This is a genomic window from Nonomuraea sp. NPDC049504 (genome assembly GCF_040676845.1).
In the GTDB taxonomy this organism is placed as follows: Bacteria; Actinomycetota; Actinomycetes; order Streptosporangiales; family Streptosporangiaceae; genus Nonomuraea; species Nonomuraea salmonea.
Genome location: NZ_JBFAPT010000025.1, coordinates 15,630 through 38,910, shown reverse-complemented (window position 1 = coordinate 38,910; position 23,281 = coordinate 15,630). Strand labels below are relative to the sequence as shown.

The 23,281-nt window shown below is 73.3% G+C and carries 22 protein-coding genes; 7 read left to right on the top strand and 15 right to left on the bottom strand.

Features of this window, described 5'->3' with window-relative positions:
• Nucleotides 1-145: 145 nt before the first annotated feature.
• Nucleotides 146-1,444, top strand: coding sequence for a glycosyltransferase family 4 protein (locus AB0K28_RS37925; RefSeq protein ID WP_364379644.1), 1,299 nt, complete (start codon nucleotides 146-148; stop codon nucleotides 1,442-1,444).
• A 145-nt stretch (nucleotides 1,445-1,589) separates the two neighbouring features.
• On the opposite strand, the gene AB0K28_RS37920 is transcribed toward AB0K28_RS37925, so the two are convergent.
• The 3 genes from AB0K28_RS37920 to AB0K28_RS37910 form a co-directional block, all read right to left on the bottom strand.
• Nucleotides 1,590-2,510 (bottom strand): trypsin-like peptidase domain-containing protein, encoded by a 921-nt coding sequence (locus AB0K28_RS37920; RefSeq protein WP_345385503.1) that lies wholly within the window; start codon nucleotides 2,508-2,510, stop codon nucleotides 1,590-1,592.
• 122 nt (nucleotides 2,511-2,632) lie between these two features.
• Entirely contained in the window at nucleotides 2,633-2,992 is a 360-nt protein-coding gene (gene crcB, locus AB0K28_RS37915; protein WP_364379641.1) for a fluoride efflux transporter CrcB, read from the bottom strand.
• Nucleotides 2,989-3,444 (bottom strand): CrcB family protein, encoded by a 456-nt coding sequence (locus AB0K28_RS37910; RefSeq protein ID WP_364379638.1) that lies wholly within the window; start codon nucleotides 3,442-3,444, stop codon nucleotides 2,989-2,991. The genes crcB and AB0K28_RS37910 overlap by 4 nt, the downstream gene beginning before the upstream one ends.
• Before the next feature lie 72 nt (nucleotides 3,445-3,516).
• Here AB0K28_RS37910 and AB0K28_RS37905 point away from each other — a divergent pair, with 72 nt between their 5' ends.
• Nucleotides 3,517-4,230 (top strand): HNH endonuclease family protein, encoded by a 714-nt coding sequence (locus AB0K28_RS37905; RefSeq protein ID WP_364379635.1) that lies wholly within the window; start codon nucleotides 3,517-3,519, stop codon nucleotides 4,228-4,230.
• Between the two features lies 1 nt (nucleotide 4,231).
• Here the strand turns inward: AB0K28_RS37905 and AB0K28_RS37900 are convergent, their stop codons facing one another.
• Nucleotides 4,232-5,071 carry a GDSL-type esterase/lipase family protein gene (locus tag AB0K28_RS37900; protein WP_364379633.1) on the bottom strand — a complete coding sequence of 280 codons (840 nt, stop codon included), beginning with the start codon at nucleotides 5,069-5,071 and terminating at the stop codon, nucleotides 4,232-4,234.
• 218 nt (nucleotides 5,072-5,289) lie between these two features.
• On the opposite strand from AB0K28_RS37900, the gene AB0K28_RS37895 reads away from it, so the two are divergent.
• Nucleotides 5,290-6,519: an isochorismate synthase gene (locus AB0K28_RS37895; RefSeq protein ID WP_364379630.1), complete on the top strand. Its 1,230-nt coding sequence runs from the start codon at nucleotides 5,290-5,292 to the stop codon at nucleotides 6,517-6,519.
• Between the two features lie 9 nt (nucleotides 6,520-6,528).
• Here AB0K28_RS37895 and AB0K28_RS37890 read toward each other — a convergent pair whose 3' ends face one another.
• Complete coding sequence (locus AB0K28_RS37890) at nucleotides 6,529-7,149, bottom strand: YigZ family protein (protein ID WP_364379627.1); 621 nt, start codon at nucleotides 7,147-7,149, stop codon at nucleotides 6,529-6,531.
• An 80-nt stretch (nucleotides 7,150-7,229) separates the two neighbouring features.
• Here AB0K28_RS37890 and AB0K28_RS37885 point away from each other — a divergent pair, with 80 nt between their 5' ends.
• The 3 genes from AB0K28_RS37885 to AB0K28_RS37875 all read left to right on the top strand — a co-directional run bounded on the left by AB0K28_RS37885 (nucleotide 7,230) and on the right by AB0K28_RS37875 (nucleotide 11,369).
• Nucleotides 7,230-7,547, top strand: a complete 318-nt coding sequence (locus AB0K28_RS37885; protein WP_364379624.1) for a hypothetical protein — start codon at nucleotides 7,230-7,232, stop codon at nucleotides 7,545-7,547.
• Nucleotides 7,548-7,719: 172 nt separating this feature from the next.
• Nucleotides 7,720-9,744: a hydantoinase/oxoprolinase family protein gene (locus AB0K28_RS37880; protein WP_364379621.1), complete on the top strand. Its 2,025-nt coding sequence runs from the start codon at nucleotides 7,720-7,722 to the stop codon at nucleotides 9,742-9,744.
• Complete coding sequence (locus AB0K28_RS37875) at nucleotides 9,741-11,369, top strand: hydantoinase B/oxoprolinase family protein (protein WP_364379618.1); 1,629 nt, start codon at nucleotides 9,741-9,743, stop codon at nucleotides 11,367-11,369. Before AB0K28_RS37880 ends, AB0K28_RS37875 begins: the two co-directional genes overlap by 4 nt.
• Before the next feature lie 72 nt (nucleotides 11,370-11,441).
• On the opposite strand, the gene AB0K28_RS37870 is transcribed toward AB0K28_RS37875, so the two are convergent.
• The 10 genes from AB0K28_RS37870 to AB0K28_RS37825 all read right to left on the bottom strand — a co-directional run bounded on the left by AB0K28_RS37870 (nucleotide 11,442) and on the right by AB0K28_RS37825 (nucleotide 22,163).
• Nucleotides 11,442-12,305: a metallophosphoesterase gene (locus tag AB0K28_RS37870; RefSeq protein ID WP_364379615.1), complete on the bottom strand. Its 864-nt coding sequence runs from the start codon at nucleotides 12,303-12,305 to the stop codon at nucleotides 11,442-11,444.
• 24 nt (nucleotides 12,306-12,329) lie between these two features.
• Nucleotides 12,330-13,826, bottom strand: a complete 1,497-nt coding sequence (locus AB0K28_RS37865) for a helix-turn-helix domain-containing protein (protein ID WP_364379612.1) — start codon at nucleotides 13,824-13,826, stop codon at nucleotides 12,330-12,332.
• Entirely contained in the window at nucleotides 13,823-14,857 is a 1,035-nt protein-coding gene (locus AB0K28_RS37860) for a DUF917 domain-containing protein (protein ID WP_345385528.1), read from the bottom strand. Before AB0K28_RS37860 ends, AB0K28_RS37865 begins: the two co-directional genes overlap by 4 nt.
• Complete coding sequence (locus AB0K28_RS37855) at nucleotides 14,845-15,789, bottom strand: hypothetical protein (RefSeq protein WP_345385530.1); 945 nt, start codon at nucleotides 15,787-15,789, stop codon at nucleotides 14,845-14,847. Before AB0K28_RS37855 ends, AB0K28_RS37860 begins: the two co-directional genes overlap by 13 nt.
• Entirely contained in the window at nucleotides 15,786-17,093 is a 1,308-nt protein-coding gene (locus tag AB0K28_RS37850) for an MFS transporter (RefSeq protein ID WP_345385532.1), read from the bottom strand. Before AB0K28_RS37850 ends, AB0K28_RS37855 begins: the two co-directional genes overlap by 4 nt.
• A 192-nt stretch (nucleotides 17,094-17,285) precedes the next feature.
• Nucleotides 17,286-18,257 carry an alpha/beta hydrolase gene (locus AB0K28_RS37845; RefSeq protein ID WP_364379608.1) on the bottom strand — a complete coding sequence of 324 codons (972 nt, stop codon included), beginning with the start codon at nucleotides 18,255-18,257 and terminating at the stop codon, nucleotides 17,286-17,288.
• Between the two features lie 79 nt (nucleotides 18,258-18,336).
• The gene (locus AB0K28_RS37840) at nucleotides 18,337-19,116 is read right to left on the bottom strand and encodes an ATP-binding cassette domain-containing protein (protein ID WP_364379605.1); all 780 of its coding nucleotides are present in this window, start codon (nucleotides 19,114-19,116) and stop codon (nucleotides 18,337-18,339) included.
• Nucleotides 19,113-20,144 carry an ABC transporter permease gene (locus AB0K28_RS37835; protein ID WP_364379602.1) on the bottom strand — a complete coding sequence of 344 codons (1,032 nt, stop codon included), beginning with the start codon at nucleotides 20,142-20,144 and terminating at the stop codon, nucleotides 19,113-19,115. Before AB0K28_RS37835 ends, AB0K28_RS37840 begins: the two co-directional genes overlap by 4 nt.
• Complete coding sequence (locus AB0K28_RS37830; protein ID WP_364379599.1) at nucleotides 20,141-21,130, bottom strand: sugar ABC transporter substrate-binding protein; 990 nt, start codon at nucleotides 21,128-21,130, stop codon at nucleotides 20,141-20,143. The genes AB0K28_RS37835 and AB0K28_RS37830 overlap by 4 nt, the downstream gene beginning before the upstream one ends.
• 94 nt (nucleotides 21,131-21,224) lie before the next feature.
• Nucleotides 21,225-22,163, bottom strand: coding sequence for a helix-turn-helix domain-containing protein (locus AB0K28_RS37825; protein WP_364379596.1), 939 nt, complete (start codon nucleotides 22,161-22,163; stop codon nucleotides 21,225-21,227).
• 72 nt (nucleotides 22,164-22,235) lie between these two features.
• On the opposite strand from AB0K28_RS37825, the gene AB0K28_RS37820 reads away from it, so the two are divergent.
• Entirely contained in the window at nucleotides 22,236-23,267 is a 1,032-nt protein-coding gene (locus tag AB0K28_RS37820) for a saccharopine dehydrogenase NADP-binding domain-containing protein (RefSeq protein ID WP_364379593.1), read from the top strand.
• Nucleotides 23,268-23,281 lie beyond the last annotated feature (14 nt).

Below are 23,281 nucleotides of genomic sequence, written 5' to 3'. Positions count from 1 at the left end.
TCTAATGATCATAGGTGGGGAAAGCGCACAGGGGATGAAGGACGCGTATCCCGCCGAGCACGACCGAGCCGGTGGTGAGGCTGACGCCCTCACCACCGGCGATGTGTATGTCCAGCTTTTTTGACGCTGATAGGAGACATGACAGGTGCGCGCACTGGCACGCAAGGGCAAGTCGGCGATGGTCCGGCTGTATCGGGGGTACGACCGGCGCAAGGCACGCACCGCGCCGCCGCCCTCGACCAGGCGGATCCGCATCCTCCTCCTGCACGCGCACGGGATGGGCGGCACGATCAGGACCGTGTTCAACCTGGCCGGTCACCTGGCCGACGAGCACGAGGTCGAGATCGTCTCCGTCCTGAAGGAGGCCGAGCAGCCGTTCTTCCCGGTCGACCCGCGGGTGACGTTCCGCTATCTGGACGATCGTCTCAACCCCGGGCACGACCCCGTACGCGCGATGTTGTCGAAGCTGCCTAGCCGGCTGATCCCGAAGGAGGAGTCGGCGTACCACCGGTTCAATCTGTGGACCGACCTCAAGCTGGCCCGGTTCATCCGCTCGCTGGACGACGGCGTGCTGATGGCCACCCGTCCCGGGCTGAATCTCGCGGTCGCCCAGTTAGCGCCACCGGGCGTCATCACGATCGGGCAGGAGCACGTGGCCCTGGCCACCCAGCCGGAGCCGGTGCAGGAGCTGATCAAGTGGCGCTACCGCCGCCTGGACGCGCTGGTCACGCTCACCAAGGCGGACCTGAAGGACTATCAGGACACGCTGAAGAAGGCGCCGCGCAAGCTGGTGCGCATCCCGAACGCGGTGCCGCCGATGAGCGGCGAGGTGTCCAAGCTCGACGCCAAGGTGGCCGTCGCGGTCGGCAGGATGACCCGGATCAAGGGCTTCCACCGGCTGATCACCGCCTGGGAGACGGTCGCGCAGGCGCACCCCGACTGGAAGCTGCGCATCTTCGGGGCCGGGCCGCAGGAGGAGAACCTGGCCAGGCAGATCGCGGAGGCCGGTCTGGAGGGCAAGGTCGAGCTGCCGGGGCCCACCACCGACGTCGGGGCCGAGCTGGAGAAGGCGTCGATCTACGTGATGAGCTCACGTCATGAGGGCTTCCCCATGACGATCCTGGAGGCCATGGCGAAGGGGCTGGCCATCGTCAGCTTCAACAGCCCGCACGGGCCGAAGGAGATGATCAAGAACGAGGCGGACGGGCTGCTGGTCAAGCCGCGCACCAACGCGAACCTGGCGGCCGCGATCATCCGCGTCATCGAGGACGAGCAGTTGCGGCGTGACCTGGCGGCGGGGGCGCTGGAGAAGGCGGAGAAGTACGACGTGCACGTGATCGGCCAGAAGTGGGACAAGCTCCTCGCCGACCTGCTGACCCACCGCGAGGCCCGCTACCGCAGACAAGTGGCCGCCCGGCAACCGGCATCGCCCACCGCCACGTGAGCTCGCAGGGGTGGTAGCGGGGGCCCGCCACCGTCAGGGGCTCCCGAACGCCCAGCGCACGGTCAGGCAGCGCACGGTCAGGCAGCGCACGGTCAGGCAGCGCACGATCGCCGGGAGGTCCGAAGCCGCCGCCGGCCTCCTGCGGTCAGACGCCGGTGCCGGTGAGTTCCACCGGCTCGGCGATGACGTCCACCAGAGCGCCGTTGCGGTGCACGGTGATGGGGAGCGGGCGGCCGATGGCGTCGGCGAACATCAGCCGCTGGAGGCTCTGCGCGTCGCCCACCGGGGTACGGCCCGCGCTCAGCACCAGGTCGCCCGCGCGCAGCCCGGCGCGTTGCGCGGGCGAACCGGGCACCACCTCGACCACGCGCAGCGCGCCGTCCTGCCCGGTGCGCCGGCGCAGCGGCTCGGGCAGCGGCGCCGGCGAGGTCACCAGGCCGAGGAACGCCCGCCTGACCCGGCCGTCCCTGATGAGCGCGGCGATGATGGACCTGGTGGTCGCGTTGACCGGCACGGCCAGGCCGACGCCGACCCCTGCGACGGCCGTGTTGATGCCGACCACCCGCGCCTGCGCGTCGGCCAGTGCGCCGCCCGAGTTGCCGGGGTTGAGTGCGGCGTCGGTCTGGATGACGTCCTCGATCAGCCGCATGCCGGCCCCGCTGCGGGCGGGCAGCGAGCGGCCGAGACCGGACACCACACCGGCGGTGACCGACCCGGCCAGCCCGAGCGGGTTTCCGACGGCCACCACGAGCTGCCCCACCACGAGGTCGTCGCTGTCGCCCAGCTCGGCGGGCGGCGGGATGGGGGTCTGCGCCCTGATGACCGCCAGGTCCGACAGCGGGTCGCGGCCGACCACCTCGAACCCGCCGGAACCGCCGTCGGCGAACGCGACGGTGCCGGACCGTGCGGTGCCGACGACGTGCGCGTTGGTCAGCAGGAACCCGTCGGCGGTGAACACCACCGCCGACCCGCTCCCCCGGCCGGCCCGCACACTGGCCACTTTCGGCAGCACCTCGGCCGCCACGGACGACACGACGCGAGAGTAGGCGTCGAGGGGATCCGCCATCACGCCCTCCAGGAGATGATTACGTGCTTACACGCTAACTCCCGGAGCGCGCCTCACGGGCACGGCCGGGGCGGAAACAACCGGGCGGTCAGGCCAGGGCCTGGGCGGAAACAATCGGGCGGTCAGGCCAGGGCCTGGGCGACGGCCATACCGCAGTAGGCGGCGCCGAGGCCGGCGACCACGCTGGCCAGCGCGTTGGCGATCGCATGGAAGCGGGCGCCCTCCTCGGCCAGCCGGACCGTCTCGTACCCGAGCGTCGAGTACGTCGTCAGCGCCCCGCAGAACCCCGTGCCCGCCAGCGCCATCACCGAGCCCTCCGCCGGCAGCGCGGCCAGGAAGCCCAGCAGCGCGGACCCGGCGACGTTGACGCTCAGCGTCCCCCAGGGGAAGGCGGTCTCGTGCCGCGCCTGCACGGCCCGGTCCGCCAGGTAGCGCAGCGGCGCCCCGACGGCCGCCCCGATCACGATCAGCAGCACCGTCATCGGGCTCGCCCTCCGGCCACCCGGCGGGTGAGCCACATGCCGGAGGCGACCGCCAGCAGCGCCGCCGCCATGGTGGCCGCCAGGTAGACGAGCGCCGTGACCGGGGCTCCGGCGGCGACCGTACGCTGCGTGTCCACCACGTACGTGGAGAACGTGGTGTAGCCGCCCAGCACCCCCACCCCCAGGAACGGCCGCACCAGCCGGTGGGCCGTGCGGACCTCCGTGATGACCACCATGAGCACCCCGATGAGCAGGCAGCCCGACACGTTGACGAGGAACGTCGACCACGGGAACCCGCCGGGCGGCGTCGGCAACAGGGTCTGCAGCCCGTGGCGGGCCAGCGCCCCCAGTGCCCCGCCGGCCGCGATCACCGCGATGACCGGCCAGTGGAGCTCGGCGCGCTGGGCGGGGACGTGAAGATCGACGTCAGGATCGATGGGACGATCAGTCACATAACCCTCCCCGTGTCGAAATACCGCGCGCCGGGAATCTCTCTAGACAACCCGGAGCTCATGGAGGTCTGCTTGAGCACCAAGGACGCCATCGCCGTCCTCGCCGGAGCCATCATCGTCGCTTCCTTCGTCGGCACTGCCAGAACCCCGCCCGCCACCGCGGCCAGCCCGCTGGGCAACGTCAGCGGCACGTTGCCCGGTTTGGCCCCCATCATCTCGGACGCGGAGAAGGGCGAGGCACGCGGGATCATCAAACGGCTGCGCACGAAGGGCTTCGGCCCCAACACCGGCTACGCCCGCACCCGCTACGGCGGCAACTGGGCCGACTCGGCCATGGGCGTCCCGTACGCCCGCAACGGCTGCCGCACCCGCGACGACCTGCTGGCCCGCGACGGGCGGAACGTGAAGTACCGCAAGGGCTCCGACTGCGAGGTCGTCTCCATGGAGCTGACCGACCCCTACACCGGCCGGGTGATCCACTGGCACAAGGACAACGCCGACGAGGTGCAGGTCGATCACGTGGTGCCGCTCAACTACGGCTGGCGGATGGGCGCGCCGCGCTGGTCGATGTCCAAGCGGCTCGACTTCGCCAACGACCCGCTCAACCTGCTGCCCGTGGACGGGCACGCCAACGAGCAGAAGGACGCCTCGGGGCCGGCGAGCTGGCTGCCCCCGAGACGCGGCATCCGCTGCGCCTACGTGACCCGCTTCGCGCAGGTCGCGCTCAAGTACGACGTGCCGGTCCGCCCGGCCGACAAGAAGATCATGATGAAGCAGTGCCGGTAGGTCAGCGCGGGTCGAGCCAGCGGAAGCCCCGCCGGTACGTCTGCTCGGCCAGCACCCGCTGTCCCTCCGAGTTCGGGTGGAAGTAGTCCCAGCGGCTGACGTGCTCCAGCGTGAACGGGTAGGAGAACACCGCTCCCCCGTCGGTGCGGCAGCCGGGCCCGTACGCGGCGCACGCCGCGGCGGCGGCCCTGTTGTAGGCGATGACGCGGGCCCGCACCCTGGCCCGGCGCTGGTCGTCGGCGCGGCGGGTGGAGGCGGGGTTGTCCAGCATCGACTGGCAGATACGGCCGGCGCCCCAGAACGTCCTGGCCAGCGCGCTGGACTTGCCGACCTGCCACAGCCGCCGCAGGTCGGGAACGCTGGCGAAGAACACCCTGGCCCCCGGCATGCCGGCGCGCAGCTCGGCCAGGGCGGCGTCGATGCGGCGGCGGTAGGTGGCGACCGGGGTCATCTGCTGCTCGGTGCGGACGCAGGCGTCCTGGGCGCCTATGAGGATCGTCACATAGTCGGCCTTGGCCTCGACCGCCTTCTTCACCTGGCCGAGCAGGTCGGCGCTGGTCGCGCCGGGCTTGGCGAAGTTCAGATTGTTCTTCTGGAGCGTTCCAGACAGCTCGGACAGGCGCAGGTAGTGGCTGTTGACGTCCTTGTTGTCGCCGGACGACCAGGAGCGGGCGGTGCAGGAGACGTACCAGCCGCAGGCGTTGAACCCGGTCGAGATGGAGTCGCCGAGCGCGGCCATGACCTGCGGCACGGGCTGGGCGAAGGGGGCGGCCCGCACGGCCGTGCCCGAGGCGGTGAGAACGACGGCGGCGGCGAGCACGGAGCCCAGGCGAGCGATCATGGGCACCAAGGTAGGGACGCGATGACCGGCCTGCCACGATCTCGAGGCGCGTACTGCCTGTTCAGGACCATCTTCATAGGGCGGCTTGACGGCGGGGGCCGGCCGGGGCGGTGCACAACAGCGGGCGGCGGCCGGTTCTTTCCCGGTTCTTGACGGGTAACAATGCATTCACGGGGGTCCGAGTCGAACGTGTTCAGTTCCCGCATAGAGTGTCTTGAGTGAGTGTCGCGCTCGGAACAACCCGCCCGCTGCCGGTTCGCACCACCCCTGTAGGCGACCCCGGTGACCTGCTGGCGTCCCTCCCCCACACGGCCCCCTACGCCTGGGTCAGGAACGGAGAGGGCCTCGTCGGATGGGGTGAGGCCGCCAGGGTGGCCGTCCCTCCGGGGCCAGGACGGTTCGCTTGGGCCCGCAAGTGGCTGGCCACCGTCTTCGGTGAGGCGCAGGTCGACGACTCCGTACGCACGCCGGGCTCCGGGGCGGTCGCCTTCGGCAGCTTCACCTTCGACGAGGACGCCCACGGCTCCGTGCTGGTGGTTCCCCGGGCCGTGCTGGCCCGCAGGGGCGGCCGGGCGTGGCTGACCACGGTCGGCGAGTCGCCGCTGGAGAGGTTCACGCCCATCCGCGACCCCGGACGCATCAGCTATGGCGACGGCAGCCTGTCCGCGCCCGAGTGGGAGCATGTGGTGGCGCAGGCCGCCAAGCGCATCCGCGAGGGCGAGCTGGAGAAGGTGGTGCTGGCCCGCGACCTGGTCGCCACCGCCGAACGGCCGATCGACGTGCGGCTGCTGCTGTCGCGGCTGTCCGCCCGCTACCCCGAGTGCTACACGTTCTCGGTCGCGGGGCTCGTCGGCGCCACACCCGAGCTGCTCATCCGCCGCACGGGGCAGGAGATCGAGTCGCTGGTGCTGGCCGGCACCACCCCGAGGGGCACCGGCCCGGCCGACGACCTCGCCCGCGGCGCCGCGCTGCTCGCCTCGGCCAAGGACCGGCACGAGCACGAGTGCGCGATCGCCTCCGTACGCCAGACGCTGGCCCCGCTGTGCTCGTCCCTGACCACGCCCGACGAGCCCGAGCTGCTGATGCTGCCCAACGTGCAGCACCTGGCCAGCCACGTCACCGGGCGGCTGGCCGACGGGGCATCCGTGCTCGACGTGGTCGCCGCCATGCATCCGACGGCGGCGGTCGGCGGCACCCCGACCTCGACGGCGATCCAGGTCATCCGCGAGCTGGAGGGCATGGACCGCGCGGGTTACGCCGGTCCCGTCGGCTGGATCGACGCGCACGGCGACGGCGAGTGGGGCATCGCGCTCCGCTCGGGCCTCGTCCAGGGCCGCCGGGCCCGGCTGTTCGCGGGCGGCGGCATCATGGGCGACTCCGACCCGGCCGCCGAGCTGGCCGAGGCCCAGGCGAAGTTCCGCGTCATGCAGTACGCCCTGGAGGGCTGACCGCCCGGGTCAGGCGGGGACGTGGAGGGGGTCGCCGAGGTCGACGCGGGCGCGGCCGGCCGTCAGCGTGGCGACCCAGTCGGTGAAGGCCGCCACCTCGTCCTCCCCCACCGCGACGGTGAAGGTCACCTCGCCCGCGTACGTCACGTCGCGCACCGCGTGACGGGAGGCCCGCAGGTCGTTCTCCACCCGCCCGGCCTGGTCGTGCGCGACGGCGACGTGGACGAGCCTGGCCGGCACCATCCGCACCGGCTCGGCCCGGTCGAGCGTCTCGGTGACGGCCGAGCCGTAGGCGCGCACGAGCCCGCCCGCGCCCAGCAGGGTGCCGCCGAAGTAGCGGGTCACCACTGCCACGATGTCGCTGAACCCCCGCCCCACCAGCGCCTGCACCATGGGTGTGCCCGCGGTGCCGCCCGGCTCGCCGTCGTCGTCGCCCTTCTGGATGCGCTCGCCGATGACATAGGCGGTGCAGTTGTGGGTGGCGTCGGAGTAGAGCCTGCGGCGCTCGGCGATGAACGCGGCGGCCTCGTCGACGCTGCGCGCCGGGGCCAGCGCGCAGATGAAGCGCGAGCGCCGCGCCTCGGTCTCGTGCTCGACGACGGTGTTCAGGGTGAGGTACGGGGCTGGCACATCCGACAGGGTAGTCCCCCGCCGCGCGGCCCCGGCGAGAGCTAACATGCCGTCAGGTCGTCAGGACCGGGAGGGGTCTCATGGACAGTCCCAACGACACCGCGACCGCCGTCATGCCCTACGTGACGGCGGCGATCGACGCCTACGGCACCGGCGTGCTGGCCAGGACTCGCGAGCTGGCCGCCGACACGGAGATGGCGAGGGGCGCGCGCATCCTGCAGCGGGTCTTCGGCCGCGGCGACGCCGCCTCCCGCGAGGTGATCGGCCGGGTGGCGGGCGCCAAGCCCGACGACGAGACCTGCCGCACCGCGCTGAGGCTGGCGCTCGCGGCAGAGCTTGGCGCCGACCCCCTGCTGCGCTTCGAGGTGGCGGCCATGCTCCCCCGCACGCCCGCCTGACGAGGGGCGCGGCGAGCGAGGCCCCCGCCTTCCGATCGGGAGCGTGACGGCCTTCCCAGCACCCCCATCCTCGCCCCCGGCCTGAGGGGCGGTGCGGGGTGCACGGGTGCGGAGTGGCGGGTGTGCGGGACGCACAGGACGGCGGCGCGGGCTTCCGCGTACGGTGCGGCACATGAGTTATCGCGTCGCCATGGACATCGGCGGCACCTTCACCGACGTCGTCTGCTACGACGACACGACGGGTGCCGTCACCGCCTCGAAGGCGCCCACCACGCCGGGAGACCTCGCCGAGGGCGTCTTCGCCGCGCTCGGACGGGTGATGGACGACCCGTCGGAGATCTCGTTCTTCGTGCACGGCACCACCCAGGGGCTCAACGCGCTGCTGGAGCGCAAGGGCGCGAGGGTGCTGCTGCTGGCGAGCGGCGGCGCGCGTGACGTCTACCGGATCGCGCGCGGCAATCGCGACCGCATGTTCGACCTGCGCTACCGCAAGCCGGAGCCGCTGGTGCCGCGCCGCGACGTGATGGAGGCGGGCGGCAGGCTGGACTACCGGGGCCGCGAGCTGCAGCCGCTCGACGAGGAGTCGGTACGCGCGGCGGGCCGCAGGGCGCGGGCCGAGGGGTTCGACGCGGTGTCGGTGTGCCTGCTGTTCTCCTACGTCAACCCGGACCACGAGCTGCGGGCGGGCCGGATCCTGCGCGAGGAGCTGGGCGACGACGTGCTCGTGGTGCTCTCGCACGAGGTGGCGCGCGAGTGGCGCGAGTACGAGCGCACCTCGTCGGCGGTGCTGGAGGCGTACACGGGGCCGGTGGTGCGGCGCTACCTCGCGGGCATCGAGCGGCGCTTCTCCGAGCGCGGGCTCGGCGTGCCGGTACACGTCATGCAGTCGTCGGGCGGGCTGGTCAACGCCTCGTACGCGATGCGCAGGCCGCTGCAGACGCTGCTGTCGGGGCCGGTCGGCGGGACGATGGGCGGCGTGGCGGCGGCCCGGCTGCTGGGCCGCGACAACGCGATCTGCATCGACATGGGCGGCACCTCGTTCGACGTGTCGCTCGTGGTGGACGGCCGGCCCGACGTGAGCGCGGAGGCGAGCATCGAGGGCCATCCGGTGCTGATGCCGATCGTCAACCTGCACACGATCGGCGCGGGCGGCGGCTCGATCGCGTACGCCGAGGCGGACGCGCTGCGCGTCGGCCCCGAGTCGGCGGGCGCCGATCCCGGGCCCGCCTGCTACGGCAGGGGCGGCACGCGGGCCACCGTCACCGACGCGAATGCGGCGCTCGGGCGGGTGGATCCCGCCTGGTTCGCGGGCGGGCTGATGACGCTGGACGCCGAGGCCGCGGGGGCGGCGGTGGCGGAGCTGGCGGGACGGCTGCGGCTGGACCCGCTGGAGCTGGCCGAGGGCGTCTGCGCGGTGGCCAACGCGAAGATGGCGCAGGCCATCCGCACGCTCACGGTGGAGCACGGGGTGGAGCCGCGCGAGTTCGCGCTGGTGGCCTTCGGTGGTGCGGGGCCGATGCACGCCGCATTCATCGCGCGGGAGCTGGGCATCTCCGAGGTGGTAGTGCCGCGCTTCCCCGGCGCGTTCTCCGCCTGGGGCATGCTGGAGGCGGACGTGCGCAGGGACCTGACGGACCCGTACTTCCGGCCGCGGGACGTCCTCGACGGTGGCGACATGTCGCAGCGGCTGGTGGCCCTGGAGCGGGAGGCGCTCGACGCCCTCGACGCGCAGGGCGTGCCCGAGGAGCGGCGCCGCGTGGAGCACGCGGTGGACATGCGCTACGAGGGCCAGGACTACACGCTGACCATCCCGCTGCGCGACGCCACCGAGCCCGCCCAGGCCGGGTTCCTGGAGTGCGTGGCCGCCCGCTACGCCGAGGCGCACACGAGCCGCTACGGGCACGCCACCCCGGAGGCGCCGGTGGAGTTCGTGATGCTGCGCAGCACCGGGTTCGGTTCCTTCCCCCGCACCGCCGCCCCCGTGGCCGGGGCCGAGGCGCCTCAGGAGATCGGCGTACGGGATGTGATCTTCGACGGTGCGGTGCACCGCACCCCCGTGCTGCGCCGCGCCGGCCTGGACGGCGAGCTGGCCGGGCCGGCGATCGTGGTGGAGGAGACCGCGACCACGGTCGTCCCGCCCGGCTGCCTGGCGAGCGTGGACGACAACGGCCTCCTCATCATGAAAGTGAACACGTGATCGACCCCGTCACCACCGAGATCATCCGCTGCGCGCTGCTGCAGGCGGCGGAGGACATGAACACCACCCTCATCCGCAGCTCCTACACCCCCGTCATCTACGAGGCCAAGGACTGCGCGGTCGCGCTGCTCGACCGCGACCACAACGTCCTCGGCCAGTCGTCCGGGCTGCCGATCTTCCTCGGCAACCTGGAGGTGTGCACCCGCGAGACCGAGCGCCTGTACGGGCCCGAGGTGTGGCGGGAGGGCGACGTGTGGGTGCTCAACGACTCCTACATCGGCGGCACCCACCTCAACGACGTCACCGTCTACGGGCCGATCTTCGCGGGCGGCGAGCCGGCCGGGTTCGCCGCGTCGCGCGCCCACTGGCTGGACGTCGGCTCCAAGGACCCCGGCGGTTCCATGGACTCCACCTCGATCTTCCAGGAGGGCCTGCGGATGGGCCCCGTCAAGGTGTACGAGGGCGGCGAGCCCTGCCGTGACCTGCACGAGCTCATCGCCCGCAACGTGCGCTTCCCCCACGCCACGCTGGGCGACCTGCGCGCACAGGTGAGCTGCGCGATGACCGGGCAGCGGCGGCTGAAGGAGATCGTCGACCGGTGGGGCCTCGCCACGCTCGCCGAGGCGCGCGAGCAGATCTTCGCCCAGACCGAGCGCATGGAACGCGCGGCCATCGCGGCCATCCCCGACGGCGTCTACCGGGCTTCGGGCTTCCTCGACAACGACGGCATCGACCTGGACACGCCGCTGCCGGTCACGGTGGCGGTCACGGTGTCGGGCGAGAGCATGCACGTGGACCTCACCGACTGCGCCGACCAGGCGACCGGCCCGGTCAACTGCGGCGCCGCGCAGGCGGTGGCCGCCGTACGGGTCGGCTACAAGCTGCTGGTCTCCGGCGACGTGCCGTTGAACGGCGGCTCGTTCCGGCCGCTGTCGGTGCGCACCAGGCCGGGCTCGATGCTGGCCGCCGAGTCGCCGGCCGCCTGCCAGTACTACTACTCCCACCTGGGGCTGCTCATCGACCTGGTGGTCAGGGCACTGGCGCCGGTGCTGCCGGACAAGGCGGCCGCCGCGTCGTACGGCGACTCGATGATCGTGCAGTTCACCGGCACCGACCCGCGCACCGGCAAGCTGTACGTCTCCCAGGAGGCCACCGTCGGCGGCTGGGGCGCCTGGGAGGGCGGCGACGGCGAGAGCTGCCTGATCAACAACGTCAACGGGTCGCTGCGCGACATGCCGATCGAGGTGCTGGAGACGTTGTTCCCCGTCCGGGTCACCCGCTACGAGGTGCGCCCCGACACCGGCGGCGCGGGGCGCTGGCGGGGCGGCAACGGCGTGGTGCGCGAGTACGAGTTCTGCGGCGACACCTCGCTGTCGCTGTGGTTCGAGCGGTCGGTGACGCCCGCGTGGGGCCTGGCGGGCGGCGCCGACGGCGCGCCGCCGCACGTCACGCTCAACCCCGGCACGCCGGGCGAACGGCACATGCTCAAGGTCAACGCGCTGCCCGTCAAGGCCGGTGACGTGCTGCGCTGCGAGTCGGGCGGTGGCGGCGGCTACGGGCCGCCCGAGGAGCGCGCGCCCGAGGCGGTGGCGGAGGACCGCGCGGAAGGCATGGTCACCGGATGAGACCCGCCCGCCGTCCCGGTGCTTTCCCCTGGCATCGGGGCGGCGGGCCTCCCCCTTCCACGCCTCGCTCTTCTACGCCTCCCCCTTCTGCGCCTCCCCCTTCTGCGCCTCCGGCAGCACGTCACGCAGCAGCCGCCGGCCGCCGGGACGGCGTTTCCACTCGCGCGGGTAGCCGAGCGACACCTCCTCGAAGCGCACGCCGTCGTGGCGGGTGACGCGCGGGATGTGCAGGTGGCCGTAGATCATCGCGGCCGTGGGGTGGCGTACGTGCCAGCCGGCCGTGGCCGTGGTGCCGCACCACTGGGCGAACTCGGGGTAGCGCAGGATGTCGGTCGGCTCGCGTACCAGGGGGTAGTGGTTGACGAAGACCAGCGGCACGTCGTCGTCCAGCTCGGCCAGCCGGCGCTCGGTGCGCGCCACGCGCTCGCGGCACCAGGCGTCGCGGGTGGGGTGGGGGTCGGGGTGCAGGAGGAACTCGTCGGTGCAGACGACGCCGGTGCTGTGGGCGTAGGCGAGCGCGCTCTCCTTGGTGGGGTGGCCTTCGGGGAGGAACGTGTAGTCGTACAGGAGGAAGAGCGGCACGACCCGCACCGGGCCGCCCGCACCCTGCCATAACGGATAGTCGTCCTCCGGCGTGACGACGCCCAGCTCACGGCAGATGCGCACCAGCTCGTCGTAGCGGGCCACGCCGCGCAGCTCGGGCGGGTCGCCGGGCGGCGTCCACAGCTCGTGGTTGCCCGGCACCCACACCACCCGCTCGAACCGGCCGGCCAGCAGGCCCAGGGCCCACCTGATGTCGGCCAGCCGCTCGCCCACGTCGCCGGCCACCAGCAGCCAGTCGCCGGGCGCGAGCGGTTTCAGCTCCTCCACGATGGCGCGGTTCTCGGGGTAGGCGACGTGCAGGTCGCTGACGGCGAGCAGTCTGGCGTCCGGCAACGGGGGTCTCCTTTCCTGCTGCTCTCAAGAGGATGTCACGTCGGGCGTCCCCGGTGATCGCAGCAGCACGTGGCAGGCGAGCTGCAGGGCCAGCCTGGCGGGGGCGTCGTCGAGGTCGAAGCCGGCCGCCTTGATGCGTTCGAGCCTGGTCGTGATCGTGTTGCGGTGCACGCCCAGCCGTTCGGCGGCGCGCAGCGCGCCGCCCTCGTCCAGCACCGCGGACAGCGTCTCCAGCAGCGTGCCGTCCTTGTCGACGGCCAGCAGCGGGCGCAGCACCACCTCCGCGGGCGCCCGCAGCCCGCCGACCGGCAGCGCGCCCAGCAGCTCGGCGGGGCCCATGCGGTCGGCCCGCGCCACCGTGCCGGGCGCGGCCACGAACGCCGCCGCCTGCGCGCCGAGCAGCGACTCCTCCGCCGCGGCGAGCCCGTCCACCTGGGCTCCGACGCCCGCGGCGGCCGGCCACGGCATCGCGGGGAGGCAGCGCAGCAGCCGCTCGGCGACGTCCTGCGGCGACAGCGCCGACCAGCCCGCCCAGCCGCCGGCCCGCACCAGCACCGGCACCTGACCGAGCGCGGCGGCGATCAGCGTGCCGGCGGGCACCGGGTCGGCCGGCGCCTCGGCCAGCGGGCGCACGTGGTAGGCGGTCAGCGGGCCCCGCACCGCCCAGCCCAGCGCGACCGCCGCCGCCTCCTCCTCTTCCTCGATCGGCGCGCCAGGCCGCTTCGCCTCCCGCAGCAGCCGCTCGGCCAGCGACGTCTGGAGCGCGAAGTCGTGCGAGGCGCGCAGCCGCTCGCCGGCCGCCCACGCGGTCAGCGGCGCCACCGCGAGCCCCAGCACCGTGCGCACCACGGCGGGCCAGCCGGGCGAGCGGGACGAGCCGGCCGCCACCAGCCGGCCCAGCGCCTCGCCCGCCAGGTCGGGCACCTCCACCTCGGCCGACCACCGGCCGCGCCCGGTCTGCGGGTCGAGGGCGTCGCGGCGGCCCGCGAGCGGCAGGCCGTAGCGGTCGAGGAAGGCCACGGCGGTGCCGGGCAGCTCGGCGTTCAGCACGCCCAGCACCCGCCGCGGCGAGGTGCCCGCCTCGGCCAGCCGGGTCGCGCAGCGGGCCACGAGCTGGGTGCGGGCCGCGTCGGGACGTGCCGCCGCCGACGCCACGCGTACCGCGACGAGCAGCGGGTCGTCGTCCACGAAGACCAGCGTGACGCCGAGCCGCTCGGCCAGCACCTCGCCGGAGCCCTCGCTGAGCCCGCCCGACGGCGCGATGACGCACGCGGCGGCCTGCTCCCAGGCCCGGCGCATGGCCATCTCGACCGCCCAGCCGCCGCCGGCCGCCGCCCCGCTCAGCACGACCGCCGTGTGCGGCGTGACCGTGGCGAAGACGGCCAGCTCGTCCACGATGCGCACGCCGCGTACGGGATGCTCGCCCGCGCCGTACATGCGGGCCCCCGCCAGCGGCCCCGCGTTGACCAGCTCGGCCACCGTGACGGGGGCCTCCCAGCCGGCCGTCCGCACGCCGCTCACAGCGGGATCCCGAACGCGCGCGGCCCGCCGAGCGCGAGGCCCCGCTCCGTGTGCCACACCGGCGCCGCCCGCACCACCATGATCTCCACCTCCAGGCCGGGCTCGGCCTTGTCCACGTCCACCACCATGCCGTCGAGCAGCGAGATCATGCAGATCTGGTCGGGCACGACGGCCACCACGGCGCCGTCGGCGAGCGCCAGCACCACCTCGTTGTGCGCCTCCAGCCGAACCAGCCGGCCGAGCCCCTCCGACTCGCGCAGCACGATGGACGACGGCTGCGACGGCAGCCCCATGTCGGAGCCGTGCCCGGTGCTGCCCTCCACCGCGAGTATCCGGCCCCGGCACAGCGTGCGCGCGCCGTACGGGGCCGCCGCCGCACGCGGCACGCCCGGCTCGCCCGCCCGCATGAGCAGGCTCACCGTGCCGGGCACCACCACCCGCGCGAGGTCACGGGCCGTCATCGGGTAGCAGGCGGCCACCGCCCAGCCGCCGACCGACAGCACGACGGGCCGCAGCAACTCCTCCACCCGGTCGGCCGCCGTCTCCAGCACCACCAGCTCCCCCGAGCCGCCGGCCAGCGCGAGCGGCGCCGCGCTCACCCCGCCCAGCCTGTACGTCGTCTGCTCCACCAGCGGGAACACCCGCCCCGTCCCGTCGCCGTCCACCAGCGGCACGCCCAGCGCGGCCGCCGCGATCAGCGGGACCAGCGCGTTCTCCGCGGCCAGGTTGAGCGCCACGACCGCGCCCACCCGCTCGCCCAGCCGCCGTTCCAGTGCCCGCACCGCCCGCTCGGGCTCGTCACCGGCGGGCAGCTGCTCGCCCAGCGCGGTCGTCGAGCCGACCAGGCTGACCGCCACGCACACCGTCTCATCGGGCAGCTCGCCGGCCGCCGCCAGCTCCACGCCGCCGCCGACCACCGAGTGCGCCCAGTCCAGCGCCAGGTTGTACGACGACTCCGCCGCTCCCGTCGCGAGCACCCGCGACCCGGCGGAGAGGCGGTCGAGACCGGCGGGGTCGATCAGCCGGACCACAGCTGACCGCCCGCCGTCACCCGCACCCGGTAGAGCCCGTCGGGCAGGTACGACAGCGGGTTCACCGTCGTCTCCGCGATGCGGGCCGACCCCGGCGCAGCGCCCGCGCTCACCACCCTGGTCAGCGCCTCGTCCCTGGCGTCCTGCAGTATGCGGTCCAGCTCGGCCCTGCCGCGGGCCTGCACGATCCGCTCCACCTGGGCGGCCGGCTCGCCCAGCAGCGCCCCGTACGCCGCCGCCACTCCGTCGGGCACGTCGGGGCCCAGCTCCGCGCGGCCCCGCGCGGAGCTCGCCGTCGCGCCCAGGTCGCAGGCCAGCGGGAAGCGCCGGAAGTAGTGCGCCGACACCACCCCGCCGCCGGAGCGCGCGAAGTAGGCCGGCACGCCGGGCAGCTCCCTGGCGACGTCGTCGGCGATGCGGTCGGCCTCGGCCGACAGGGCGGCGTTGCGGATGGTCTCGGCCTCGCGCTCGCGCAGCCCGGGATGGCCGAACTCGTACGACAGGGTGATGCGCGCGCCCGGCACCTCGGCGGCGATGATCGCGGCCACCTCCAGCTCGTGCTCGGGCAGGACCGGCGAGCCCGTGGCGGTCACCGCGAAGTCGAGCAGCCCGCACTCCGCCGCGAACCGGCGTACGGCCTCGGTGTCGAGCGGCGCCAGCCGCCGCCCCGTCACGCTGTGCCCGCCGCGCACGATGGTCGCCACGCCGGGGTCGGCCACCGGCCGCAGCGCCTCGGGGCAGCGGCCGCCCACCCGGATCGCGGCCACCGGCGCCACCGGCGCGCCGGTCAGGTCGAGCGCCACGCACACGCGGGCCGCCGTGCGGGCCGCCGCGCGCGACACCGGCCACACCGGACCGCCCTCGTCCGCCGCCACCAGCATCGGGGGCGGGCCCGGCCCGCCCGCCGCCTCCAGCGCGACGCCGAGTATCACTCCAGCTCGCGCCCTTCCGTCTCGGGCAGCGGCAGCGCCAGCAGCGCCGTGGCCACCATGAACGCGTTGATGATCAGCATGGTAGCGGTGAAGCCGGTGGCGCCCGCGAGCAACGCGCCCACCGCGGAGGGCGCCACGGTGGTGGCGACGAGCTGCGCGGCCGTGGCCCACGAGTAGCCGGTGCCGCGCAGGGCGGTCGGGTAGAACTCGCCGTTCCAGGTGTTCCACACACCCCACGCGCCGAGGCTGAAGAACGACAGCACGAAGTTGCCGAGGTAGAGGCCGGTCGTGGAGGAGGCGGTGGCGAACCACAGGCCGCCGAGGGCGGCGGCGACCACGTACACGAGGAAGACCTTCTTGCGGCCGTAGCGGCCGGTCAGCCAGGAGGCGCTGACGTAGCCGGGGATCATCATGAGCGCGCTCAGCGCCGCGAACCCCAGCGAGGCCGACAGCGTCAGCCCGCGCTCCTGCAGCAGCGTCGGCAGCCACGTCTGCAGCCCCCAGTAGCCCCAGTTGAAGACGAAGTTGAGCGCCAGCATGGCCAGGGTGATCCGGCCGAGCCCGCCCTTGAACAGGTCGAGCGGCCGCCCGACCCGCTCGCTCGCCACGGTGAACGTGGCATCGGCGTCGGGGCTGCCCAGCTCGCGCAGCACCGCCCGTGCCTCCTCCTGCCGGCCGCGCGCGGCCAGCCAGTACGGCGACTCGGGCACCCAGGCCCGCACCGCGAACGCCCACAGCCCGGCCACCGCGCTGGCGATCACCACGACGTGCCAGCCGAGGTCGCCGAGCAGCACGGACGCGCCGATGGCGGCCAGCATGCCGATGGGCCACCCGATCGACAGGTAGACCGCGGCCCGCCCACGGTGCCGGGTCGGCAGCAGCTCCAGGAAGAACGGGAACGTGATCGTGTAGACGCCGGCCAGCGCCAGCCCCGACGCCACCCGCAGCGCCACCAGGGCCTCCGCGCCGGTGGCGAAGGCCGAGGCCAGCGCGAGCACCCCGTAGGCGAGCAGCGACCAGAACGCGGTCGGCCGGCGTCCGATCCTGTCGGCCACCGGCCCCCAGACCAGCACGCCGGGGATCATGCCGAACGCCACCGCCGACAGCACCACGCCGATGCCCGCCTCGCCGATGCCCAGCTGAGCGCCGAGGTCGCCGGAGACGTAGACGAGCGCGAGCTGCTCCCACGACTCGATGACGAACGCGACGAAGAGCGCGAGCGCGATGAGCACGTGCCGGCGGGTGAACGGCATGCGGTCGAACGCCGCGCCGATGGGCAGCGTCCGCGCTTGGGTGGCGGTCATGGATGCTCCTCGGAGGGGGGCGGAATGCTGGCGGCACCTTACGTCCGGCCTGTGCCGGCGCGGCTGTGCGCGCCGCCTTATCCGGCCTCCGCGACCTGTGCGGACCGCCCTCCAGGAGCGGTCCGCCGCATCGGTCGCCCGGGTAATAACGGCCCCGGGGGTGGCCCCTGCCACAGGGTCATGCCGGCCGCCCTACCGCGGAGCTTCCAGCCACCGGCGGAGCTTGCCGGTGGCCAGCGCCATGGCGGCCCCGGCGGCGTTGGTGTCGCGCAGCACGTCGAGCATGACGAAGTCATGCACCATGCCCGCCATCCGCACGGTGGTCACGTCGCCGCCCGCCTCGCGCAGCCGGGCCGCGAACGCCTCGCCCTCGTCGCGCAGCACGTCGGCCTCGTCGGTGATGATGAGCGCGGGCGGCAGGCCGCGCAGCTGCTCGGTGCTCGCCCGCAGCGGCGAGGCGTGCGGGTCGGCCCGCTCGGCCGGGTCGGTGGTGTACTGGTCCCAGAACCACTTCATGCCGTCGCGGTTGAGGTAGTAGCCGGTGGCGAACTGCTGGTAGGAGCCGGTGTCGAAGGCCGCGTCGGTGACGGGGTAGAACGCGAGCTGGCCGCGCAGCCGTACGTCGCCGTGCTCCTTGGCCATCATGGCCAGCACGATCGCCATGTTGCCGCCGACGGAGTCGCCCGCGACCGCCATCCTGGAGGCGTCCAGGTGCTTCTCCGCGCCGTGCCGCATCACCCACTGGGCGGCGGCGTAGTTCTGCTCGATCTGGGTGGGGTACTTCGCCTCGGGCGCCCGGTCGTACTCGGGGAAGACGACCGCGGCGTGGACCCGTGCGGCCAGCTCGCGGACGAGCCGGTCGTGGGTGCGGGCGGAGCCGAAGACCCATCCCGCGCCGTGGATGTAGAAGATGACCGGCAGCGTGCCGGTGGCGGCCTTCGGCCTGACGATCCGCACCGGCACCGTCCCGGTGGGGCCGCCCTCGACCTGGATCCACTCCTCGTCGATGTCCGGCTTGTGCACGCCGGTGCCGGACTGGAGTTTCTCCAGCAGGTCACGGCCCTGCTGGGGCGGCAGCTCGTAGATGAAGGGCGGCGTGGCGGTGCCCTCGGCGAACTCCTGGGCCGCCCGTTCCAGTACGACCTTGCCGGTGCCGGTCGTCATGGCGATCACCTGCGCCTCTCGTGTTCGGCATGCCAGATGTCTCTGCCTGCCTTTTCCTCCAGGCGATCGCCCTATCGCGTCAAATGTCTCCCAAAGGTGGTTCGCGGCGCAGCTCGTGCTCCAGCTCCTCCAGCTCCGCGCCGCCCGCCATGAGGGCGGTCAGCTCCTGTGGGGTGATGTCCGCCCTGCCGTACTCGCCGATGGCGGTCCCCCGGTTGAGCAGCAGGAACCGGTCGCCCACCGGGTAGGCGTGGTGCGGGTTGTGGGTGATGAAGACGACGCCGAGCCCCCGGTCGCGGGCGCGGGCGATGTAGCGCAGCACCACTCCCGCCTGCTTGACGCCGAGCGCCGAGGTGGGCTCGTCGAGGATGAGCACGCGGGCGCCGAAGTACACCGCCCTGGCGATGGCGACCGACTGGCGCTCGCCGCCCGACAGCGTGCCGACCGGCTGGTCCACGTCGCGGATGTCGATGCCCATCGCGCGCAGCTCGTCGCGCGCCACCCTGCGGGCCTTCGCCACGTCGAAGGCCAGGCCCTTGCGCGGCTCCGAGCCGAGGAAGAAGTTCCGCCAGACCGACATGAGCGGGATCATCGCGAGGTCCTGGTAGACGGTGGCGATGCCGCGGTCGAGCGCGTCGCGCGGGCCGGTCAGCCGCACCTCCGCGCCGTCCACCAGGTACGCGCCCGCGTCGTGCTGGTGCACCCCCGACAGGATCTTGATCAGCGTGGACTTGCCCGCGCCGTTGTCGCCCAGCACGCAGACCACCTGGCCGGCCGCCACGCTCATCGACACCTCGCGCAGCGCCAGCACCGAGCCGAACGTCTTGCCGATGCCACGGGTCTCCAGGATCGGGGTCAATGCCGCACCTCCTCGGCGTAGCGCCGGACCAGCCGGTTGGCCAGCGTCGCCAGCAGCAGCATCGCGCCCAGGAAGAAGGTGAACCAGTCGGCGTCCCAGCCGAGGAACACGATGCCCTTGTCGGCCATCCCGAAGATCAGCGCGCCGATGGCGGCGCCGATCGCGGAGCCGTACCCGCCGGTGAGCAGGCAGCCGCCGATGACGGCCGCGATGATGTAGATGAACTCCTGGCCGATGCCGATGTTGGCCTGCACCGACGTGTAGCGCAGCGCCAGCATCGAGCCGACCAGCCAGGCGGCGAACGCCGTCGTCATGAACAGCGCGATCTTCGTACGGGCGGCGGGCACGCCCACCGCCCGCGCGGCCTGCTCGTCGCCCCCGACCGCGAAGATCCAGTTGCCCGCCCGCGACCGCATGAGCACCCAGGTCGCCACCGCCGTCACCACGATCCACCACAGGATCGCCACCCGGAACGAGGTGCCGCCCACGTCGATCGTGCCGGCGAAGATCGCGTTGGCCGCCTCGAAGCCCTCGGCCCTGCGCAGGCCGCTGACCTGCACGGTGCCGGTGATGGCCTTGGTGACGCCCAGGTTGACGCCCTGCAGCATGAGGAACATGCCCAGCGTGACGATGAAGCTGGGCAGCCGGGTCCTGGTGACCACGAGCCCGTTGGCGAACCCGACCGCCAGCGCCACGACCAGCCCCACGAGCATGGCGGTCCAGACGTCGAAGCCGAACCTGGTGGCCAGCGTCACCAGCACGAGCCCGCTCGTCCCGGTCAGCACGCCCGCCGACAGGTCGAACTCACCGCCGATCATCAGCAGCGCCACCGCGACCGCCATGATGCCCAGCGTCGCGGCCGGGTCGAGCCAGTTGGCGATGCCATCCGGCGAGCGGAACACCGGCGACTGCGCGGCGAAGAACACGAAGACCGCCACCAGCCCGACCACCGCGCCGAGCTCCGGCCTGATGAGCAGGCGGCGGGCCAGGCCGACCCGGGCCACCCGCTCGTCCGCCGCCACCGTCATCGCGTGCCCGCCTCCGCCAGCTCGGCCACCTGCGCCGCGTTGTCCTTGGTGACGAACCCCGGCCCGGTGTTGACCGGCAGGCCGCCGCCGACCGTGTTGAGGTTGGACTTGTAGAGGGTGAGGAACGTGATCGGCAGGTAGCCCTGGAGGTATTGCTGCTGGTCCACGGCGAACAGGATCTCGCCGTCGTTGATCGCGCTCACCACGTCCGCCGACAGGTCGAACGTGGCCAGCCTGGCCGGTGAGCCGGCGTCCCTGATGGCGTCCCTGATGGCGTCCCTGGCGGCGACCGCGACGGCCGGGTTCAGCGCCAGCACGCCGTTGACCTGCTGGTCGGTCTGGAGCTTGGCGGCGACCTTGGAGGTGACGTCGGCGAGGTTGCTGACGTTGACCTGCAGCCGCTCGACCGTGCCGCCGAGTGTCTCCTCCGCGCCCTTGCAGCGCTGGTCGAGCCCGACGTTGCCGGCTTCGTGGATCACGCACAGCAGCTTGGTGACGCCGGCCGCCTTGAGCTGCTCGCCCGCGCCGCGCCCTGCGACGTCCTCCGACTGGCCGACGTGGGTGAGCGCGCCGAACTCCTTGGAGGAGTCGGCGCCGGAGTTGATGGTGACCACCGGGATCTCGGCGGCGACGGCCTTGCCGATGGACTCCTTGAGCGCGTCGGGGTTGGCCATGGAGACGACGATGCCGTCCACCTTCTCCGAGACGGCCTGGTCGATGAGCTGCGACTGCCTGGCCGGGTCGTCGTCGCCCTGGTAGCTGACGGTGACGCCGTACTGCTTGCCCGCGGCCTCGGCGCCGTTCTTGACGACGTCCCAGAAGGAGTCGCCGGCGGCGGCGTGGGTGATGACGGCGTAGCGGCCGTCGCCCGCCTGCGCCGCCGTGGCGGGCGGCGCGCTGCTGCTCTCACCGCCTCCGCCGCCTGAGGAGCAGCCGCTGAGGGCGAGCGTTCCCAGCAGGGCCAGCACGATCGGGGTACGTCTCACGAGACACCTCCAGAACCATCGGGCTCGCCCTGGTTGTACCTCAATATCAACTTTATGTATAGACATGCTGACCAATGCTGTCAGCGCGCCCCGCCTATGCCCTGGTACGCGCCCTGAACGTGCGCCGGTAGGCGTCGGGAGCCACGCCGACCGTGCGGCCGAAGTGGCGGCGCAGCGTCGTCGCGGTGCCCATGCCGGTGGCAGCCGCGATGCGCTCCACGCTGTCGTCGGTGACCTCCAGCAGCTCCTGGGCGCGGCGGACGCGCTGGGTCAGCAGCCAGCGCAGCGGCGTGGTGCCGGTGACCGCCCTGAAGTGGCGGCCCAGGTTGCGGGCGCTCATGTTGGCCCTGCGGGCCAGGTCCTCGACCGTCAGCGGCTGGTCGAGCCTGGCCAGCACCCACGGGAACAGCTCGCCGAGCGGGTGGTCGCCGCGCTCCGGCACCGGCGTGGTGACGAACTGGGCCTGGCCGCCCTCCCGGTGCGGCGGCACCACCAGGCGGCGGGCCACCGCGTTGGCGGCCGACGAGCCGTGGTCGCGGCGTACGAGGTGCAGGCACAGGTCGAGGGCGGCGGCCTTGCCCGCCGAGGTGAGCACGCTGCCGTTGTCGACGTACAGGACGTCGGGGTGCACCTCGACGCGGGGGTGGCGGGCGGCCAGCACGCCGGTGTGCGCCCAGTGCGTGGTGGCCCGCCGCCCGTCCAGCAGCCCGGCGGCGGCCAGCACGAACGCGCCCGTGCACAGCGAGGCCACCCTGGCGCCCGCCTCGTGGGCCGCGCGCACCGCCGCGACCAGGTCGGCGGGCGGGTCGACGTCGATGTCCGCCCAGCCGGGGACGATCACGGTGCCCGCCTGGGCCAGCGCGTCGAGGTCGCGCTCGGGCTCCACCAGGAACCGGCCGACCCTGACCGCCTCCTGGCCGCACAGGACCAGCTCGTACCAGTCCTCGGCGGGGCCGCCGCCGAAGACCTCGTACGCCAGCGACAGCTCCAGGTGCAGCATGCCGTCGGTGACGGCCAGCGCGACGGTGTGCATGTCCGAAAGTGTACGGGTGACGGCGTTCCCGACACTCGTGCCCGGCGATCACCGGCGCCAGGATGGTCACCGATGACGAACGAGGAGGACATCATGGCGGTGGCGGTCTACGGCGCGTACGGGCACACCGGGCGTTTCGTGCTGGCGGAGCTGAAGGAACGGGGGCTCGTCCCGATCGCCTTGGGGCGCGACGCGATCAAGCTGAAGGAGCTGGCGGCGGCCGACCCGGGGCTGGTCACCCGGCAGGCGTCGACCGACGACCCGGAAGCCCTGGACAAAGCCCTTGAGGGCGCCACGGCGGTGATCAACTGCGCCGGGCCCTTCGCCACGACGGCGGCGCCCTTGATCGAGGCCGCGCTGCGGGCGGGCATCCCGTACGTGGACGTGGCGGCCGAGATCGAGGCCAATCTGGACACGTTCGCGGACTTCGCCGAGCGCGCCCGCGCGGCCGGCACCGTGGTGCTGCCCGCGATGGCCTTCTACGGCGGCCTCGGCGACCTGCTGGCGACGGCCGCGATGCGCGAGTGGACGGCGGCCGACGAGGCGCACGTCGCGTACGGACTGAGCGGCTGGCGGCCCACCGAGGGCACCCGCCTGGCCGGCGCGGTCTCCCGGGAGCGGCGCGGCGGCCTCCGGGTGCGCTACGCCGGCGGCCGCATCGAGTACCACGACGACCAGCCGCCCGCGCTCGACTGGGACTTCCCCGAGCCGCTCGGCACCCGAGCGGTGATCGGCGAGTTCTCCATGGCCGACATCGTCACGATCCCCAGCCACCTGCGGATTCCCGAGGTGCGCTCGTACATGGCGGCCGAGGCGGCCCTGGAACTGGCCGCCCCTGCGGCGGCGGACGAGCGCGACAGGCCGGCGGAGACGTTCCTGGTGGACGTCGTCGTCCGCGCGGGCGGCCAGGAGCGGCGGGCGGTGGCCCGTGGCCGCGACATCTACGCCGTCAGCGCGCCACTCGCGGTGGAGGCGGTCGAGCGCATCCTTTCGGGGCGGGTCAGGACCACAGGCGTGGCGTCGGCGGGCGCGCTCTTCGACGCCGCGGACTTCCTGCGCGCCCTGGCCCCGCACCTCTCCTTCGAGCTCGGGCCGGTAGCATAACGATACTTTTCGCT